The following is an 18,361-nucleotide window of genomic DNA, read 5'->3' as shown; positions in this document are numbered from 1 at the left end:
TACGCACCAATTTCCACTAAGGAGAATCCGTGAGTTCGCAAGACACACCGGTCATGCAGCCGGCCGGCGGCAAAACGGCGGACAAGGTGTTCAAAGGCATCGCGTATGCCTGCGGCATCCTGATCCTCGTCGTGCTCGCCGCCGTGTTCCTGTTCCTCTTCTTCCGCGCATGGCCGCTCATCGGCGGTGACCAGGCCGCCAACAGCGCCACCATCTCGAGCTTCACCGGTGGCAAGACGTCGAGCTTCTGGGGCTACGTGCTCCCGCTGCTCTTCGGCACCGTGCTCGTCTCCATCCTCGCCCTGCTGATCGCCTTCTTCGTCTCGATCGGCATCGCCCTGTTCATCTCGCACTACGCGCCGAAGAAGATCGCCACCGCGCTGAGCTACGTGGTCGACCTGCTCGCCGCCATCCCCTCCGTCATCTACGGTCTGTGGGGCGGCCTGATTCTGGTGCCGGCCATCTACCCGTTCTGGAACTGGGTGGCCACCTACCTCGGCATCATCCCGTTCTTCGCAGGCCCCGCCGCCAACCCGCAGCGCACCGTCGCCACCGTGGCCGTCGTGCTCGCCGTGATGGTCCTGCCGATCATCACCTCCATGTCGCGCGACATCTTCCTCCAGACCCCGACCCTCCAGCAGGAGGCCGCCTACGGTCTGGGCGCCACCAAGTGGGAGATGATCAAGCTGGCCGTGATTCCGTTCGGCAAGTCCGGCATCGTGTCCGCCTCCATGCTGGCCCTCGGCCGCGCCCTCGGCGAGACGATGGCCGTGTTGATGATCCTGTCCCCGGGCCTCACCTACTCCATCAAGCTGCTGCAGGCCTCGCAGAACCAGACCATCGCCGCGAACATCGCCGCGCAGTACCCTGAAGCGAACGATCTGGGTGTCTCCACGCTGATCGGAACCGGTCTGATCCTGTTCCTCATCACCTTCGTGGTCAACTACGTCGCCCGTAAGATCACCGAGAAAGCGAGCGTCTGATGGCTGAAGCAACCGCGACCAAGAAGAAGAACCTCGACGGCGCGCCCGTCATCGACTTCGACAAGTTCCGTCCGACCCGCTCCTCGGAGAACGCCCGCAAGCGCAAGGACTACTTCATGACCGGCCTGATCGGCCTGGCCTTCGTCATCGCCTGCCTGCCGCTGATCTCCGTCCTGTGGACCACCATCGTCAACGGTCTGAAGCGACTGAATCTCAACTTCCTGTCCTACAACATGACCGGCGTGGTCGGCGGCAACCCGACCCCGTCCGGCGGCTACGGCGGCGTGCTCCACGCGATCATCGGCACGCTGGAGATCACCGGCGGCGCCATGGTCATCTCCATCCCGATCGGCATCATGTGCGCCGTGTACCTCGTCGAATACGCGCACGGCGGCAAGCTCGCCATGACGATCTCCCTGCTCGTCGACGTGATGAGCGGCATCCCGTCCATCGTCGCCGGTCTGTTCGCCTTCTCGATGTTCACCATCGTGTTCGGCCCCGGTACGATCAACGGCTTCGAAGGCTCCGTCGCACTGTCGCTGCTCATGCTGCCGACCGTCGTCAAGTCCTGCGAGGAGATGCTCAAGATCGTCCCGAACGACCTGCGCGAGGCCTCGCTGGCCCTCGGCGTCACCAAGCAGCGCACGATCACCAAGATCGTGCTGCGCACCGCCCTGCCGGGCATCGTCTCCGGCTGCATCCTCGCCATCGCGCGAGTGATCGGCGAGACCGCCCCGCTGCTCATGACCGCCGGCTACATCTCCAGCACCAACGTGAACCTCTTCTCCGGCCAGATGACCACCCTGCCGGTGTTCGTCTACCAGGAGTACTCGAAGCTCAACGCGAACTGCCCGGCCCACGCGACCGCCGCCTGCGTGCCGACCATCCCGATGGAACGCGCCTGGGCCGCCGCCCTCGTGCTGATCATCATCGTGCTGCTCCTCAACCTCATCGGCCGTCTCGTCGCCAAGGTCTTCGCCGTCAAGACCGGCCGCTGAGCCTCAGGCCCCCGCGAAACGTAACGCATCGTAAGCAACCAAAAGGAAATTCATCATGGGACAACGCATTGACGTCAACCACGAGAACATCTACTACGGCGACTTCCTCGCCGTGGAGGATGTGAACATCAACATCGAGCCGAACAAGGTGACCGCGTTCATCGGGCCGTCCGGCTGCGGCAAGTCCACCGTGCTGCGCACCCTGGACCGCATGCACGAGCTCATCCCCGGCGCCCACGTCGAGGGCGAGGTTCTGCTCGAAGGCAAGAACCTGTACGACAAGGACGTGGACCCGGTCTCCGTCCGCCGTGACGTCGGCATGGTCTTCCAGCGCCCGAACCCGTTCCCGACGATGTCCATCCGCGAGAACGTGCTCGCCGGCGTGCGCCTGAACAACAAGCACCTCAACAAGTCCGACGCCGACGATCTCGTCGAGTGGGCCCTGCGCGGCGCCAACCTGTGGAACGAGGTCAAGGACCGTCTCGACAACCCGGGCATCGGCCTGTCCGGCGGCCAGCAGCAGCGTCTGTGCATCGCCCGCGCCGTGGCCGTCCACCCGCAGGTCGTGCTGATGGACGAGCCGTGCTCCGCCCTCGACCCGATCTCGACCCTGGCCGTCGAGGATCTGATCAACGAGCTCAAGGACGACTACACCATCGTCATCGTCACCCACAACATGCAGCAGGCCGCCCGTATCGCCGACTTCACCGCGTTCTTCAACCTGAAGGCCGTCGGCGAGCCCGGTCACCTCGAGTACTTCGCGGACACCACCACGATGTTCAACAACCCGCAGAACGAAGAGGCCGAGCGCTACATCTCCGGTCGTTTCGGCTGATCGCGCGACGGATATCGCCGTCATTCCGGAAAGCCCCGTCCCGTACATGTGCATCGCACGTGTACGCGGCGGGGCTTTCCCCGTTTCGGTGCGGGTGCCGCGCATGCATGGATGCGGCGTCCGCTCGTGGCTGGTTTGTCCCTCGATGAATGAAAGGTCTGTTGCGTCGTCGAGGGACGGATTCCGTCGCCCCTCGACGCGGTAGGCATCCTTTTCTTCATCGAGGGGCGGGCCTCCCACGTTCCGTGAAGACAGGCACTCACCATAATCCGCTATTTTTCAACGATTTAACGAAGCGCCTTCTTGACTCGCAGGCCGTCCACGTGCCCCTCGATGCCAATTCCCTGTGCGTCTACGCCGAGGGGCAAGAATTCCTGCCCCTCGATGAATAAAACCCCAATCGCCATGCCGAGGGGCAACCTTCATCGTCCTTCGGTGTCGGCTGGTATGTGCCATCCGTATTGAGAGCTCTTCCATAAATAAGGGGCCCGTGCCGGACCGCCGGAACCGGCGGACGTCACGGGCCCTGCGCGTGGGTTCCGTGACGGGACCACGGAACCCACGCGCCACGCGACTACGCGATCACAGGATCGCCATGCACACGAAGTCGATGATGAACAGCGCGGCCACGACCCAGATGATCGGGTGGACGTCCTTGGCCTTGCCCTTGCAGGTCTTCACGATGCAGTACATGATGAAGCCGCCGGCGATGCCGTAGGAGATCGAGTAGGAGAACGCCATGAACGCGGTGGCGAAGAACGCCGGAATCGCGTCCTCGATGTTCGTCCAGTTCACTTCCTTGAGGGATGCGGCCATCATGCAGCCGACGATGACGAGCACGCCGGCGGTCGCGGCGGACGGCACGGCGGAGATGACCGGGGCGAGGAAGATGGACAGCGCGAAGCAGATGGAGACGACCACGGAGGTCAGGCCGGTGCGGCCGCCCGCCGCGATGCCCGCGGAGGACTCCACGTAGGTGGTGGTGTTCGAGGTGCCGCAGATCGCGCCGATGGAGGTGGCGATCGAATCGGCGAACAGGGCCTTGTCCATCTTGGAGGAGAAACCGGAGCCGTTCTCCAGCGCCTTCTCGTCCTCGAGGGAGAAGATGCCGGTGCGGCGGCCGGTGCCGAGGAACGTGCCGAGCGTGTCGAACGTGTCGGACATGGAGAACGCGAAGATCGTGACGATCACGAGCGGAAGCCTCGCCGGGTCGGAGAACAGCGCCGGGAAGCCTTCGGGCGTGAAGATCGCGCCGAACGTGGTCGGCAGCTCGGAGAACGTCTGCGACAGGGATTGGGCGGAGCCGAAGTTGGTCACGCCGAACGGGATGCCGACGATCGTGGTGATGACGATGGCCAGCAGCATGCCGCCCTTGACCTTCATCACGGTGAACACGACGGCGAGGATCAGGCCGATGAGGAACACCCACAGCACCGGGCCGTCGAACGTGGCCAGGCCCGGCGTCGCGGCGGTGGCGAGGCCCTTGCCGGCGGCCTTCGTGTCCTTCGGGGTGAAGGTGATGAGGCCGACGTTGAGCATGCCCACGTAGGCGACGAACAGGCCGATGCCGCCGCCGATCGCCTGCTGCAGCTGCTCGGGGATTGCCATGATGATCATCTTGCGGATCTTGGTGACGGTGATGATGATGTTGATCAGGCCGCACAGGAACACCATGCACAGCGTCTCCTGCCAGGTGAATCCGAGGCCGAAGCAGACGGTGTACGTGAAGAACGCGTTGAGGCCCATGCCGGCCGCCTGCGCGTACGGCACGTTGGCGAACAGGCCCATGACGAGCGTGCCGATGATCGCCGCGATGATTGTGGCGAGGAAGACGCCGCCCCACGGCATGCCCGTGGACGACAGGATCTGCGGGTTGACGACGATGATGTACGCCATCGCGAAGAACGTGGTCAGACCGGCCAGGATCTCGGTGGAGGCCGTCGTGCCGTTCTCCTTCAGGTGGAAGAACTTCTCCATATTCTCTTCTTTCCTTGGAATGGTTGGCAAAGCCGTGGCTGATTATATCGCGGGCGCGTTGCGCGGGAGCGGGGCCGGCGGGGTTAGACTGGGCGGCGGAACGATAGGTCTCGCATGATGGGGGAGCGATGGGCAAGCCGGCGGTAGAGGTGTCGATTCGCGCGTGGAGGAAGAACACGGTGCATCCGGGGCAGGAGCGTGGCCGCGTGCTGCTCATGCCGGGCACCGGCTACAACTGCGACCGTCCGTTGCTGTACTGGTCGGCGCAGGCGCTCGTGGAGGACGGCTGGCGCATCGACCGCATGAACGTCGCCCACGCCTCCGACGACCTGTCGACGGTGATTCCGGTATTGAACGGGGCGATCGACGGGTGGGTGGCTTCCGTACGCGCCGAGGCGGCGCCGTCGGAGCGTCCGCCGCGGCTGCTGCTCATCGGCAAGTCGCTCACGACGATGACCTATCCGCACGTCGCCACGACGTTCGGCCTGCCGTTCGTGCTGTTGACGCCGGTGCTGCATCACGCGGACTTCGACCCGTCCGCGCGCGTCATCCCGGTGCCGCGCGTCGGCGACGACATCATGGCCGAGCCGGACGCGCCGGCGGTCGGCGTCGCGCGCGCGGTCGTCGACGGCGACGCCGCCGCGCTCGCGGGCGGCGACGCCGAGCTGGAACGGTGGCGCACGTCGCGGTATCCCGGTCCGGCGCCGCTCGTGTGCGCCGGCACCGCCGATCCGTTCTATGACCGGGCTCGTGCGAACGCGTTGACCCCGCACGTGCACGAGTATCCGGATGCGAACCATTCGATCGAGGTGCCCGGCCATTGGCGTCGTTCCCTCGACTATCTCAAGGAGGTCGCCGCCTCCGTCGCCCAGTACGCCGCCACGATCTGATCGGTGATCGCGGCCGGGTCCGGCTCCCTCGATCGCGGCCGGGTCCGGCTCCCTCTGATGAGGGAGCTGTCGGCGGAGCCGACTGAGGGAGAGACGACCGCGGGGCCGGACGATGGACGACGCGACACGCCCATGTGACGCGTTGTCCGTGACCCCACGTAACTTATCCACTCGTAAACCACAGACCGTTGGTTGAGGTGCGCGTGAGTGCATCTCCGAAGTTCGGCACGCCGAGCCAACGCAGGTTGAGAGATATAAGCCCATTTACGGGTGAGCCGGAAACGGCCTTATGTTGCTCTGCCTGCGCGCAGGGCTTTTTTATTGCCCGGCGGGGCGTCCGAACCTCAGGTCAACGGCCGACTTAGGAAGGAACGCCATGAAGAGGCCCGAAAAGGAAGCGGTGGTCGCTCAGCTTACGGCTCAGTTCCGTGATGCTGACGCGGTCTACCTGACCGAGTACCGCGGGCTTACCGTTCCGCAGATCTCCGATCTGCGTGAAAAGCTAGGCCGCGATACTTCCTACACTGTGGCAAAGAACACGCTGGCACGCATCGCCGCCAAGGAAGCGGGCATCGAGGGTCTCGACGAGATTCTCGCCGGCCCGACCGCCATCACCTTCGTGAAGGGCGACTTCATCGAGGCTGCGAAGACCATCCGTGACTTCGCCAAGGAAAACAAAGCCCTCATCATCAAGGGCGGCTATGCCGATGGCACCGTCTACGACGCTGAAGGCGCCACCAAGCTGGCGGATCTCAAGTCCCGCCCGCAGCTGCTCGCCGAGTTCGCCGGCGACATCAAGGCCACGATGTCCAAGGCCGCGTACCTGTTCAACGCCCTGCCGACCAAGGCCGTGCGTACGATCGATGCGCTGCGCGAGAAGCAGGAGAAGGCCGCCTGATTCATGCCTGGCGCGGGTTCGTCCCCGCCGCGTGAACCGAACGGTCATAACTGAAAAGAAACCAAGTTTTTAGGTGGCGGACGCCCCTCTTCAACCTGTCCGCCGCCAAAGATCGAAAGGAAGCCATAATGGCTAAGTACACCAACGATGAGCTGCTGGAAGCCTTCGGCGAGATGACCCTGGTCGAGCTCTCCGAGTTCGTCAAGGCCTTCGAGGAGAAGTTCGACGTCGAGGCCGCCGCCCCGGTCGCCGCCGTTGCCGCCGTTGCCGGTGCCGCCGCCCCGGCCGAGGAGGAGAAGGACGAGTTCGACGTCATCCTCTCCGCCGTCGGCGACAAGAAGATCCAGGTCATCAAGGCCGTCCGCGCCATCACCAACCTGGGCCTCGCCGAGGCCAAGGGCCTCGTCGACGGCGCTCCGAAGGCCGTCCTCGAGAAGGCCAAGAAGGAAGACGCCGAGAAGGCCAAGGAGCAGCTCGAGGCCGCTGGCGCCACCGTCGAGCTCAAGTAATGCACGCGGTCGGGAAGGCCGCTCATTACCAGCTTCGCACGTTTCTTCGTGCAGGAACCCCGCATCCGTCGCTTCGGATGCGGGGTTTCCCGTATCCGGGCGGATTCTGTCGATTCGTCGGACGATAATGCGAACAAATGCGCCGGGGCATGACACAATAGGAAACAGTGCGTGAAATCATCAGAAAGGGAGGCCGCGCGGTGAGTGAGCAGACGGCGAGCCAGTGGCGATTGAAGGTCGCGGGCGGGGACCAGGTGAACGTGCGTCCGGGCGAAAGCCTCGAAATCGGCCGCAAGCCGCTGCGCCCCCTGCCGGATGAGGGCATCGCCCGTCTGGAGGTCGACGACGCGACCAAATCCATGTCGAAGCGTCACGCCCGGTTCTCCGTGGCGGCCGACGGCGGCGCGGTGCTGCGCGACCTGAATTCGACGAACGGCTCCTACGTGGTGAACGAGAAGGGCGAGCTCATGCGCCTGCCCGCCGGCCGCGACGTGCCGCTGCCCTCCTCGCCGATGCGCATCCAGTTCGGCGACGTGCCGGTCGATTTCGTCCGTGTCGAGCCGGATACGCGCCCCGAGGCCGAGGTGCCGAACCTGTTCGACTATTCCACGGCCGCGACGACCCGTCAGGAGCCGGATGCGGCGGACATGTCCGTCGACGAGATCCTCGACCTGCGTGCGGGCGAGCCCACGGCCGTGTTCAACGCGCAGAACGCCCGTCACGCCGCGACCTCCTCGCCGTTGGCGCGCATCGCCGACATCGAGCCGCTCACGTTCGCGCAGGTCACCTCGCCTGCCGGCGGTCAGGACGATCCGGACGATCGGGATGACGAGGAGCCGCCGATCGTGTTCTCCGAGGCGGATTCGCGTACCGATCTGCCCGTGACCCCGGTGCCGGACGCCACGCCCGTCGTTGTGCCGGACGATTCCGGAACCACGGGGAACGGCGCGGACGGCCCCGACGCCTCCGCCGTCTCCGCTGCCTCCGATATCCCCGTCGTGCGGGAGCCGTCGACGGATTCGGTGCCGTTGCACGTCGTCGAGGCGGCCGATCCGGTGTCGCCCCGCGACCTGTTCGCCGACGCGATGAACAAGCCCGCCGACACCGCGCCGGAATCGGCCGCGACGCCCGTCGCCTCGTCGCCGGAGCCCGTCGTGTCGCCCAGGCCCGTCGTGTCCTTCGGTGCCGTCGCGGCGTCCGACCCCACCGTGTCGCCGGAGCCCTCCGTGTCGTCCGACGCCGAGGCCGAATCCGCGCCGTCCGAGGACACGACCACGCCGATCGTCGTCGGCGCGGCGCGGGAGACCGTGTCCGTCGGCTATGACGATGACGCCACCGGCGTCTACAAGCCCGCCTTCGAGCCCGGTTCCGTGTTCGACAAGGTCTCCAAGGGCGAGTTCGGCAAACCGCAGACCCCGATGATCGAAGTGGACGGCCTCACCTCCGAGGACGCGCGCCACACCACCGACATGACCCTCCAGTTCGAGATGGCCCGTCACGCGGAACTGCTGCCCTTCCTCGCGATGAACCCCGCGCTGTACGACGACCTGTACGCCTGGCTCGCCGCGCAGGGCGACGCCGACATCGACGAGGCGCTCGCGCACAACGTGGGCTACCAGGACTACCGCGAAGCGGTCGGAAAGTGAAGGAGAGCGGACGATGAGCGCACAATCCACGAAACCCACGCTCGACTGGCTGCAGCAGTGGCATGACCAGTACAAGGCGGCACTCGTGCCCTCCCCGCTGGAGGACGTCAACCAGCTCGCCGCACAGCTCGACCTGACGCACGCGCACCCCTCGGGCATCGCCCAGCTGTTCGCGTCCGGGCACGTCACGCTCGAATCGCTGTTCCGCGACAACGGCATGCTGCGCGCCGCGGAACGCCGTCTCGGCCGCGTGCTCGACGACCGCGCCGCCAAACGGCGCGTGAGCGGCGTCGCCGAACTGTCGCTCGTCGTCGGCATCGCCACCTGGCACGGCAACGCGCGCCCGGTGCTGCTCTACCCGGTGCAGGCCGTCGCCTCCACGACGCCCGGACAGTCGACGATCGCGTTCACCGGCACCGTGACGCTCAACGCGTCGTTCGTCGACGCGATGCGCGAGGCCGGCGTCACGCTCGACGCCGACTACCTGTTCGACGGATCGCACTATGCGTCCGGGTCCCCCGAGACGTCCGCCGTGTTCGCTGAGATCGCGAAGCGCGTGAAGCCCGCGGTCGGCGACTTCAACATCGAACGCCACATCATCCTCGGCTGTTTCATGGAGCCGTCCACGCAGATCCTCACCGAGACGCAGCGCATCATCGACCAGCTGGGCGAAGGCCCTAGCGGCAACACGCTGCTCGACGCGCTCGCCGGCGACCGGGACGCAGCCGACACGCTGCGCGGCGCGCCGATCCCCGACTACAGCCCGTTCGACGCGGACCCGCACAGCGAGTATGAGGTGGGCGACGTCGACAACACGGTGCGTTACGCCGCCCAGCTCGCCGCGTCTGGCCACAGCGTGGCCGTCGACGGCGCGGTCGGCAAGGACACGGTCGAACAGGCCGCGGCCATCGCCACCCGCTGCGTGATGAACGGCCGCACCGTGCTGTACGCGCCCGGTGTGGCCGAGCAGAAGCGGCGCTTCATGCAGGTCATGCGCGCCAACGAGACGTCCGGCATGGTGCTCGACATCGCCGACGAGCAGGCGAACGCGGACATCGACCGCCAGCTCATCGCCGCCGTCGGATTCCGGTCCGGCGTGGCCACGCAGCATTTCGACCAGCTGGCCGACGAGCTCGTCGGCGTGCGCTCGCGGCTCACCCGCTATCTGGGCGACCTGCACGGGGTGAGCGAGAAGTGGGGCGTGTCCGCCTACCAGACCATCCAGAACCTGGCGGCGATCTCCGTCGCCCCCACCCATCCCTCCACGCACGTGCGGCTGTCCGAGAACACGGCCCGCAGCGTCGCCGGGCACATCGACGAATGGACGGCGAAGCTCGAGCGGGCGGCCGCCGTCGGCGAATACACGATCGGCCCCGACGACACCGCCTGGTACAAGGCGTCCGTCACCAGCGAGCAGGAGGCGGTGGACACCTACCAGCGCGTCGTCGACCTGCTGCAGAAGGTGCTGCCCGCCGTGCGCGAGCATGTCGCCTCCACCGTGCAGGCCTGCGGATTCCCCGTGCCCGCCACCGCGCGCGAATGGGAGCGCCAGATCATCGTGCTCAAGAACCTGAGGCGCGTGCTCGACGTGTTCCAGCCGGAGATCTTCGAACGCGACATCGATTCGATGATCGAGGCGACCAAATCGAAGGCCGACCGCAAGGCCGAAGGCACCACGATGGGCTTCTGGGAACGTCGCCGCCACACCCGCGAGGCGAAGTCCCTGCTGCGCGTCGGCGCCCAGGTCGAGGACCTGCACGGCGCGCTCATCATCGTGAAGAAGCAGTCCGAGCAGTGGCGTTCGCTCGTGCCGCACGGCGGATGGCCGGTGCTGCCGCCCAAGCTCGACCAGATGATCGCCGCGCAGGAGACCATGTCGCGCCACATGACCGCGCTCGACACGGTGCTCAGCACCACGCCGAAGGGCGGCGAACTCGAATCCCAGGACTTCAACGACGTGGAGAGCCGGCTCAAGGCCCTCTACGACGACCACAAGTCGCTCGACGACCTGCCCGAACGCTGCCGCCTCGAGAACGAGTTCCAGGCCGTGGGCCTCAACGACCTCGTCGCCGACTTCTCCAACCGCCACGTGGACGCCTCCGCCGTGGGCGCCGAGCTCCAGCTCGCCTGGTGGACCACCGTGTTCGAGGACATCGTCCGCTCCTCGCCGATCATCTCCAACCAGGACGGCTCGGTGCTCGCCAACGCGACCGAGCGTTTCGAGCAGGTCGACGTCGAACACGTGCGCTCCATCGGCCCGATGGTGGCCCAGGAGTCGATGCGCCGCCTGTGCGACCTGCTGTTCGCCCGCACGCAGGAGGCGAACCTGCTGCACACGAAGCTCGCCGGCCGCGGCCACATGCCGCTCGACCGCATCCGCCGCGACCATGCGGAGATCCTCGCCGCCGCCAAGCCGATCCTCATGGCCACGCCGGACACGCTCGCCTCGCTCACCGAGCCGAAGCCGCTCGCCGACGTCGCCATCATCGACGCGTGCGCGCACATCCCCGCCATCCAGCTGCTCAGCATCGTCGTGCGCGTCAAGCAGATCGTCATCATCGCCCATAGGGACACCGTCACGTGCCCGGGACTCAAGCGGCTCATCGACGCGCTGCCCGTCGTCGAGGTGAAGTCGCACCCGGTGCGTCGCGCCCCGAGGCTCAGCGCCTTCCTTGAATCCGAAGGCTACGGCGCCGTCCGCTACGACGTGTGCACCGACGCGGCCCGCGGCCGCATCGCCTACCACAAGGTCGAGGCGACCGGCACGCCCGTGTTCGCCACCGGACTGGTCGAATCCAGCCAGCAGGAGATCGACGAGGTGGTGCGGCTCATCACCGAGCGCGCCCACTCGTTCACCATCGTGCCGGCCAGCTACCTGCTCACCGTGGTCTCGCTCACCGACGTGTTCCGCGTGCGTCTCGGCGCCGAGCTCAAGGCGCTCGCCGCCAAGGACAAGTCGATGAACAGCTTCCTGCGCCATGTCCGCCTCGTCGGCATCCGCGAGGTGGCCGGCGCCCGCGCCACCGACGTGATTCTCGCGATGTGCTACGCGAAGACCTCGCACGGCCGTCTGCTCCAGCAGTTCGGCGCCCTGGAGGACACGGGCGGACGCGGCATGCTGCTCGACGCGCTCGCGCTCGCCGACCATCACGTCGATATCGTCGCCGCGTTCACCTCCGACGAGATGGAGGACGAACGCATCCACGCGCCCGGCGTGAAGCTGCTCAAGACGCTGCTGACCTGGGCGGAGCATCTGCCCGACGAGCCGGCGCTGCCGGCGTGCCGCGAGTCCGGCAGCAACACGCTGTTCAACGATCTCGCGGACCGCATCCGCGCCCGCGGACTCGACGTCGCCATCGACTACGGCTACGACAACGGCCTGACCATCCCGATGGTCGTCGGCCTCAAAGGCAAGCCGTTCGCCCTGGCCGTGCTCACCGACGACGCCGGGTACATGTCCATCCAGTCGACGCGCGAACGCCACCGCATGCTCACCGCCGACCTGATGACCCTCGGCTGGTCCGCGGTGACCGTGTGGAGCGTCGGCTCGTTCGTCAATCCGGAGAAGGAAGTCGACCGCATCGTCGCCAAGGTCGGCGAGATCTACCGGGAGGTGCAATGAGCGAGTACTCGTCCACCCGACGCACGCCGCGCAAGCACAAGCGCGTCGTGCGCGAGGGCACCGAACGATTCGACGCGGACGGCGTCAAGCTGGAGCCTTCGGACATGATGACCGAGCGCCAGCGCGAGGCCGACGACGACAAACGCATCCTCGGCGAACTGCCGCCGCACTGGGCCGTGTTCAACGAGAAGAGCTGAGCTTCGGCATCACCGGGTCACGGCGACGATCGCGCCGAGCTCGGCCGACGCCATCACCCTGACCGCGGCCTCGGGCGTCATGGCCATCGTGACGACCGCCGTGCCGGCGCCGTTCTCGTCGCGCCTCGCGCGTTTCATCACCAACGCGTCCTCGGCGATCGTGCAGGTTCCCCCATCGCCGTCCGGTCCGTCGGCCGATTCCCCTGACGGTGGATCGGTCGGGCCGCCGTCGGACGATCCGTCATCGGCCCGATTACAGCCCACGGCGGACACCAGTCGCACCGTGTCGCCGGCGACCAGCGCCGAGGCGTCGTTCGACACCGCCACCTGGAGCACCGTCCGGCCGCCCGGCACGACCGGCGCGTCACGGGCGTTCGTCGGAAAGAGGGGCTGACTTTCGTCCACATCGTTCTGCGCGATCCGCCCCACCACATCGTCGGTACGGGAGAACGCCCCCGCGACGACGGGGGAGCGGGGCGTCTCCACCACGGCGACGTCGCCGGCCTCGATCACGTCGCCGCGCCGGATCGCGCGCGTCGCGACGACCACATCCGTCGTCGCGACCAGAACGTCCACCAGTATCACCGCAATCACCGCGACGACGATGACGCAGCATGCGACGACGATTCGGGTGAGCCGCGCGCGGGCACGCCGCGCGGCGAGCGTGGGGCGTGTGAGCCTCGCCCAAGGCGGATCGGGTATTCTCATATGCCCAGCGTCGGGTATCGGCATGGTCGGACGCAACCCGTACCGGCAATGTGGATAGAGCCCCCGGAAATCTTCACATCCTGTTCGAACGGGTACGGCGACCGCCGGCGCCGGCGATGCACCTCGGACCCCGGACCCGGATACGACGAAGGCGGCGCACCGGATGACATCATCCGATGCGCCGCCTTCCCGCAATCCGCCGCCGGCGCGGCGCGAACCTCACTTCTTGCCGGAATCGGTGCGGTAGAAGCCGCTGCCCTTGAACTCGATCGGCACGGCGGAGAAGATCTTGCGCACCTGCTCCTCATGGCACTGAGGGCAGACGGTGATCGGCGCGTCATCGAACGACTGGCGCTCGGTGAAATCGTAGCCACAGCTCTTGCAACGGTAATGATAGGTAGGCAACGTAATCCTCCAACGAAACGAATCCGGCCCGGAACCCCACGGCATGGCCACCCGGCGAAAAGCCCGCGGCTCCCCGCGTGTCCCGGCATATGCAACCGTACATATCCTAATCGCCCGCGCGACACGTCCCGCCGGAAGCGAACACCGGTTTCCAGCATGCGGAACGGTAGCCGGAACGGGCGGCGAGGCGTCGGCGTCACGCGAACATCGTCACGCCGTCCGGCGTGAGCGCGCCGTCCACCGGCAGATCATGCGGCTCGCGGGGCAGCGGGTCCGCATCCGCATCCAGCAGCTCCCACGGCCAGCAGACGGCGACGACCGGCGCGTCGGGCGCGCGATGTCCGAGCGCGCGGTCGTACCATCCGCCGCCGCGTCCCAGCCGGGTCCCCGACCGGTCCACCGCCAACGTGGGGACGATCACCAGTCCGGCCTCGCCCAGCGCCTCGGGTGGCAGCGTCGGCACCGTCGGTTCGTCGGGCCGGTGATGCCCGTTCCCGCCCGCATCCACCGCACGCAGGTCGTCGAGATTGCGCAGCACGCCCCAGCCGACATCCAGCCCCGAACCCAGCAGCGGCACGAGCACGCGCGCGCCGGCCTCCAGCAACGTGCCCAGCAACGGGCGCAGCTCGACCTCCGACCCCATCGAGACGTAGGCCGCGACCGTCATGCCGGCGAGGTCGTCCGTGGGCCAGGGCAGGTCGCGCATCAGCGCGGCCAGACGTGCCCCCGCTTCGGCGCGCTCCCCGGCGGGCACCGCCTTGCGCCTGGCGATCGCCTCATGGCGCAGCCGCCGCTTCGTCTCGATCCGCTCGTCCCGTTCGACGTCCATCGTCCGTCCTTTCGTCCGGTTCCATCCGTTGCGTCCACGGCCGCCGGCGTCGCCGTCCGGCCGTTCATGACGCGCAACCATACGCCGTCGGTTTTTCGCGCGCGTGGCACAATGGTGGGCGTGTCAGTATTCCAGACCATCCGCCACGCGTTCGCGCCCGCCGACCCGAACGCCATCCGCACGCCCGTCGTCCTCAACGCGCCGGCCGGAGCGCCGCCGATCACGCTGCGCACGATGAGCGCCGACGACGAGGCCGAGTGGAGCGAGGTGCGATGGAACAACGACGCATGGCTCAGGCCGTGGGAATCCGGCGACCCGATGCACGGACCGGGCATCACGTTCAACCAGTGGATGGCCATCCAACGCCGCAACGAGGAACGCGGCACGGGCATCGTGCTCCTCATCGAACATGGGATGCGCATCGTCGGGCAGATCTCGATCGGCGCGATCACCTACGGTGCGATGCGCACCGGCGTGGTCGGCTACTGGGTGGCGCAGGACGCCGCCGGGCACGGCATCGCGCCCACGGCGCTCGCCATGCTCGCCGACTGGGCGATCGGGGACCCGACCGGGCCCCGCCTGCACCGCCTGGAGATCGCGATCCTGCCGGACAACGCGCGTTCCCTCGCCGTGGTGCGCAAGGTGGGCGCACGACGCGAGGGGTTGCGCGCGAACTATATGTATGTGGCCGGCCGGTGGCGGTCACACGAGACGTTCAGTCTGATCGCGGAGGACATGGGCTCCGGGTTCGCCGCGCGTCTCGTCGCCTGCGGCGGCGACGCGTCCGAGACGGCGGCGCAGGCGGACCCAGCGGCCGCCGACGGTCCGGCGCCCACGGACGCCGCCACGCCGTCCGCCCCTACGCGGGCAATCGACACGCCGCCGCACAATGCGGACAATGTGACGACCGTCTCCTATTCTTGAGCATTATGGGTTACGAGCAGTTGAGCACGATCATCGTGCTCGTCATCGTACTCATCGGAATCGTGGCATGGCTGCCGGTGCGCACGGCCAAAAGCATGCGGCATGTGGAGGAACATCGCGAGGATCGCTTCTCCTCGTCGCTACATCTGGTCGATGAGCACAGCGGCACGCGATTCAGCGATGACGGTACCTACGCGAAAGGGGTCTTGATGCAGCCGAACGAGAGGCGCGCGAACACGCTTACCCCCGAGCGCATCGCCGAAGTGCGGCGGTTGCGCCGTCAGGCGGTACGACGTCGCCAGATCCTCGTCGTGTCGTTGCTGCTGATCGCCGTCGTCGTCGCCGTGGCCGCGTTCCCTCTGCATTTCAATCCGTGGTTCGCCCTGATCCCCGTCGCCCTCGACGCCGTCGTGCTCGTGCTGGGCGCCCATGCCGCCGGCCAGGCCCGCGCATGGGAGCGCAAGGTCGCCAGGGCGCGCGCCCGCGAACGCCGTTCGCGCATGGCCAGGACCCGCGCGCAGGCGCGGAACGTCGACGCCGAGACCGCCAAGGTGAAGATGGAGGCCGACGGGCTCAGGAGGTCCGCCGAGGCGATGGCTTCGGCGATCGCCGATGATTCGGCCGTCGCCGGTGCTGTCCGGGGCGAGGAGGTCCCGACCGCCGAAATGGAACGTCGCGAGATCCGCAGCGTGCTGCGTCAGGCGGAGATCGAACAGCGTCAGGCGCTGGCCGCGCACGGCAAGCTCGATGCGCCCGAGGTGCAGGTGGTCGACGTCCCGGCCGCGGATGCCGAGGCGGCCGCCGCCGCGCAGCAGGACGCCCGGACCGTGCTCTCCGACGCCACCACGGAACTCGCCGAAGTGCGTCCGGCGAAGGCCCTTGACGCGTTCGACATGGCCATCGCCTCGCCGGACCTCATCTCCTTCTCGCTGGGCGAGCCGCGCAACGTGACCGAAGACAAGCCCGCCGCGCCGGAAAGCCGCGAGATCAAGTCGATGCGTCAGGTCGCCAAGGCCGATCCGGTGGACGCCGACGAGGAGAAGAGACTCGCCGAGGAGGCGCGCATGGAGACCGAGCCCGCCAAGGGCGCGGGCGATGGCGTCGCATCCGTCGCCCAGACCGGGGAGACGGCCGGGAAGACGTCGTCCGACGCTTCGGACGGCAGCGTGATCGCCGCGGTGCCGCAGGATTCCGGCGTCTCCGACGTGAACGCGTTCCACGAGTCCGAGGAACAGGCGAGGGTCGCCGTGCCCGCCGCCACCTCCGATTCGCTGGGCCATGACCTGCAGGCCATCCTCGCCCGCCGCAGCTCCTGACGTTCGTTTCTCTCACAGCGTTAGCACTCGAGTTGGCAGAGTGCTAAAAACCGCGCTACCATGTGAGGCAGTGCTTGGGATCGTGCAAGTGATCGTCAGCCTCTTGGGCGTTTCCGGCGCGAAGACATCGAACCTACAAGAAATACGAGGTGACCCACAGTGTCGATCAAGCTCACACCGCTGGAAGACAAGATCATCGTCAAGCAGGCCGAGGCCGAGACCCAGACCGCGTCCGGTCTGTACATCCCGGACAACGCCAAGGAGAAGCCGCAGCAGGGCGAAGTCCTCGCCGTCGGCCCGGGCCGTCGCGATGACAAGGGCGAGCGCATCCCGGTCGACGTCAAGGTCGGCGACAAGGTCCTGTACTCCAAGTACGGCGGCACCGAAGTGCACTACGAGGGTGAGGACTACCTCATCATCGGCGCCCGCGACGTGCTCGCCATCCTCGGCTGAGACACCCGCGCATACGCGTATATCGATTGCGAAAGCCCCGGCGGATTGCCGGGGCTTTTCTCGTATCCGCTCGCAGCGTATTTGAGACGCCATGCCCGCCGGCCGTACACTGGACGCGGATTCGAGCCCCCGTCGAAGGAGCGCAGCCATGATAGACACGCCCGGCATCCCCTCGCGCATCGCCGCGATGCTCCGCGACGCCTTGTCCTGCCCGCCGGACGTCATCGAACTCGCCGTCCTCACGTTCGTCGCCGGCGGCCATCTGCTGCTCGAAGACGTGCCGGGCGTCGGCAAGACCACGCTCGCCCGCGCGTTCGCCCGCGCCATCGACGGCGAGGTCAGCCGCATCCAATTCACCCCCGACATGCTGCCCGGCGATCTGACCGGCGTGAGCATCTGGTCGCAGGGCGAAAGCCGGTTCGTCTTCCACCCAGGCCCCCTGTTCGCGAACATCGTCATCGCCGACGAGATCAACCGCGCCAACCCGAAGACCCAATCGGCCATGCTCGAGGCGATGAACGAACGCCAAGTGAGCGTCGACGGCGAAACCCACCCGCTGCCCGACCCGTACTTCGTCATCGCCACGCAGAACCCGATCGAGCTGGAAGGCACCTATCCGCTGCCGGAAGCGCAACTCGACCGGTTCATGACCTGCACGGCATTCGGCTACCCGACCGCCGAAGCCGAGGCGCTGATGCTCACCGCCGGCGACTGGTCGCATCCGCTCGACCGCGTGGACCGCGTCTGCTCCGCCGCCGAGGCGGCTGCAGTCCGCTGCAAGGCTCGCGAAGTGACGCTCGAACGTCCGGTCGCCGACTATATCGTCGCCATCACGCAGGCCACGCGCGGGCGCGACGGCGTGCGCTACGGCGCATCGCCGCGCGCCAGTCTCGCGCTCGCCGCGATGGCCCGCGCCCGTGCGTTCATCGACGGACGCTCCTACGTGCTGCCCGACGACGTGCGTACGCTCGCCGTGCCCGTACTCGCCCACCGGCTCGTGCTCGACGAGACCGGCATGAGGTATGCCGACGGCGCACTGGAACGGGCGCGCGCCGTCGTCGCCGACGTGGTGCGCGGCACCGCGGTCCCGAGGGCATGACCATGCGGCGGCCGGGGCGTTCGGAGTGGGGGAGGGGAATCGCCCGGCAGCATATTCCGCGGCTTGACCTGT

16 protein-coding genes and 1 pseudogene are annotated in these 18,361 nt (G+C 67.3%); 13 read left to right on the top strand and 4 right to left on the bottom strand.

Going from position 1 to position 18,361, the window contains the following annotated elements:
• Positions 1–29 precede the first annotated feature (29 nt).
• From pstC to pstB, 3 genes are read left to right on the top strand one after another with little or no spacing between them, the layout of a single operon-like run.
• A complete protein-coding gene (pstC, locus tag AC1AYN_RS09985; RefSeq protein ID WP_476533084.1) occupies positions 30–983 on the top strand; it encodes a phosphate ABC transporter permease subunit PstC in 954 nt (317 codons plus the stop codon).
• Positions 983–1,981, top strand: a complete 999-nt coding sequence (pstA, locus tag AC1AYN_RS09980; protein ID WP_476502835.1) for a phosphate ABC transporter permease PstA — start codon at positions 983–985, stop codon at positions 1,979–1,981. Before pstC ends, pstA begins: the two co-directional genes overlap by 1 nt.
• Before the next feature lie 55 nt (positions 1,982–2,036).
• A complete protein-coding gene (pstB, locus tag AC1AYN_RS09975; protein ID WP_055427879.1) occupies positions 2,037–2,816 on the top strand; it encodes a phosphate ABC transporter ATP-binding protein PstB in 780 nt (259 codons plus the stop codon).
• Positions 2,817–3,398: 582 nt separating this feature from the next.
• Here pstB and AC1AYN_RS09970 read toward each other — a convergent pair.
• A complete protein-coding gene (locus AC1AYN_RS09970; RefSeq protein ID WP_476533083.1) occupies positions 3,399–4,793 on the bottom strand; it encodes an NCS2 family permease in 1,395 nt (464 codons plus the stop codon).
• Between the two features lie 128 nt (positions 4,794–4,921).
• On the opposite strand from AC1AYN_RS09970, the gene AC1AYN_RS09965 reads away from it, so the two are divergent.
• The 6 genes from AC1AYN_RS09965 to AC1AYN_RS09940 all read left to right on the top strand — a co-directional run bounded on the left by AC1AYN_RS09965 (position 4,922) and on the right by AC1AYN_RS09940 (position 12,555).
• Entirely contained in the window at positions 4,922–5,683 is a 762-nt protein-coding gene (locus AC1AYN_RS09965) for a hypothetical protein (protein WP_476502833.1), read from the top strand.
• A gap of 376 nt (positions 5,684–6,059) precedes the next feature.
• Positions 6,060–6,581 (top strand): 50S ribosomal protein L10, encoded by a 522-nt coding sequence (rplJ, locus tag AC1AYN_RS09960; protein ID WP_034527148.1) that lies wholly within the window; start codon positions 6,060–6,062, stop codon positions 6,579–6,581.
• Positions 6,582–6,709: 128 nt separating this feature from the next.
• Positions 6,710–7,090, top strand: coding sequence for a 50S ribosomal protein L7/L12 (gene rplL / locus AC1AYN_RS09955; RefSeq protein ID WP_101621482.1), 381 nt, complete (start codon positions 6,710–6,712; stop codon positions 7,088–7,090).
• Positions 7,091–7,290: 200 nt separating this feature from the next.
• Positions 7,291–8,736, top strand: a complete 1,446-nt coding sequence (locus tag AC1AYN_RS09950; RefSeq protein WP_476533082.1) for an FHA domain-containing protein — start codon at positions 7,291–7,293, stop codon at positions 8,734–8,736.
• A gap of 13 nt (positions 8,737–8,749) precedes the next feature.
• Positions 8,750–12,358 (top strand): helicase, encoded by a 3,609-nt coding sequence (locus AC1AYN_RS09945; protein ID WP_476533081.1) that lies wholly within the window; start codon positions 8,750–8,752, stop codon positions 12,356–12,358.
• Positions 12,355–12,555, top strand: coding sequence for a hypothetical protein (locus AC1AYN_RS09940; RefSeq protein WP_476502830.1), 201 nt, complete (start codon positions 12,355–12,357; stop codon positions 12,553–12,555). Before AC1AYN_RS09945 ends, AC1AYN_RS09940 begins: the two co-directional genes overlap by 4 nt.
• Before the next feature lie 9 nt (positions 12,556–12,564).
• On the opposite strand, the gene AC1AYN_RS09935 is transcribed toward AC1AYN_RS09940, so the two are convergent.
• The 3 genes from AC1AYN_RS09935 to AC1AYN_RS09925 form a co-directional block, all read right to left on the bottom strand.
• On the bottom strand, positions 12,565–13,263 hold the full coding sequence (locus AC1AYN_RS09935) for an SAF domain-containing protein (RefSeq protein ID WP_476533080.1): 699 nt from the start codon (positions 13,261–13,263) through the stop codon (positions 12,565–12,567).
• A gap of 219 nt (positions 13,264–13,482) precedes the next feature.
• Positions 13,483–13,668 carry an FmdB family zinc ribbon protein gene (locus AC1AYN_RS09930; protein WP_034527156.1) on the bottom strand — a complete coding sequence of 62 codons (186 nt, stop codon included), beginning with the start codon at positions 13,666–13,668 and terminating at the stop codon, positions 13,483–13,485.
• A 196-nt stretch (positions 13,669–13,864) separates the two neighbouring features.
• Positions 13,865–14,497 carry a 5-formyltetrahydrofolate cyclo-ligase gene (locus AC1AYN_RS09925; protein WP_476533079.1) on the bottom strand — a complete coding sequence of 211 codons (633 nt, stop codon included), beginning with the start codon at positions 14,495–14,497 and terminating at the stop codon, positions 13,865–13,867.
• Positions 14,498–14,608: 111 nt separating this feature from the next.
• Here AC1AYN_RS09925 and AC1AYN_RS09920 point away from each other — a divergent pair.
• The 4 genes and pseudogenes from AC1AYN_RS09920 to AC1AYN_RS09905 all read left to right on the top strand — a co-directional run.
• Positions 14,609–15,271, top strand: a pseudogene (locus AC1AYN_RS09920) (GNAT family N-acetyltransferase); the annotation flags it as partial.
• A 155-nt stretch (positions 15,272–15,426) separates the two neighbouring features.
• Positions 15,427–16,737, top strand: a complete 1,311-nt coding sequence (locus AC1AYN_RS09915; protein ID WP_476533078.1) for a hypothetical protein — start codon at positions 15,427–15,429, stop codon at positions 16,735–16,737.
• Between the two features lie 159 nt (positions 16,738–16,896).
• Positions 16,897–17,190 (top strand): co-chaperone GroES, encoded by a 294-nt coding sequence (gene groES / locus AC1AYN_RS09910; RefSeq protein WP_034527158.1) that lies wholly within the window; start codon positions 16,897–16,899, stop codon positions 17,188–17,190.
• 148 nt (positions 17,191–17,338) lie between these two features.
• Positions 17,339–18,289, top strand: a complete 951-nt coding sequence (locus AC1AYN_RS09905) for an AAA family ATPase (RefSeq protein WP_476533077.1) — start codon at positions 17,339–17,341, stop codon at positions 18,287–18,289.
• The last annotated feature ends 72 nt before the right edge of the window (positions 18,290–18,361 follow it).

Source organism: Bifidobacterium sp. LH_413 (assembly GCF_056357015.1).
The sequence above is the reverse complement of the archived record's forward strand: the minus strand, read 5'-3'. Positions and strand labels throughout refer to the sequence as shown.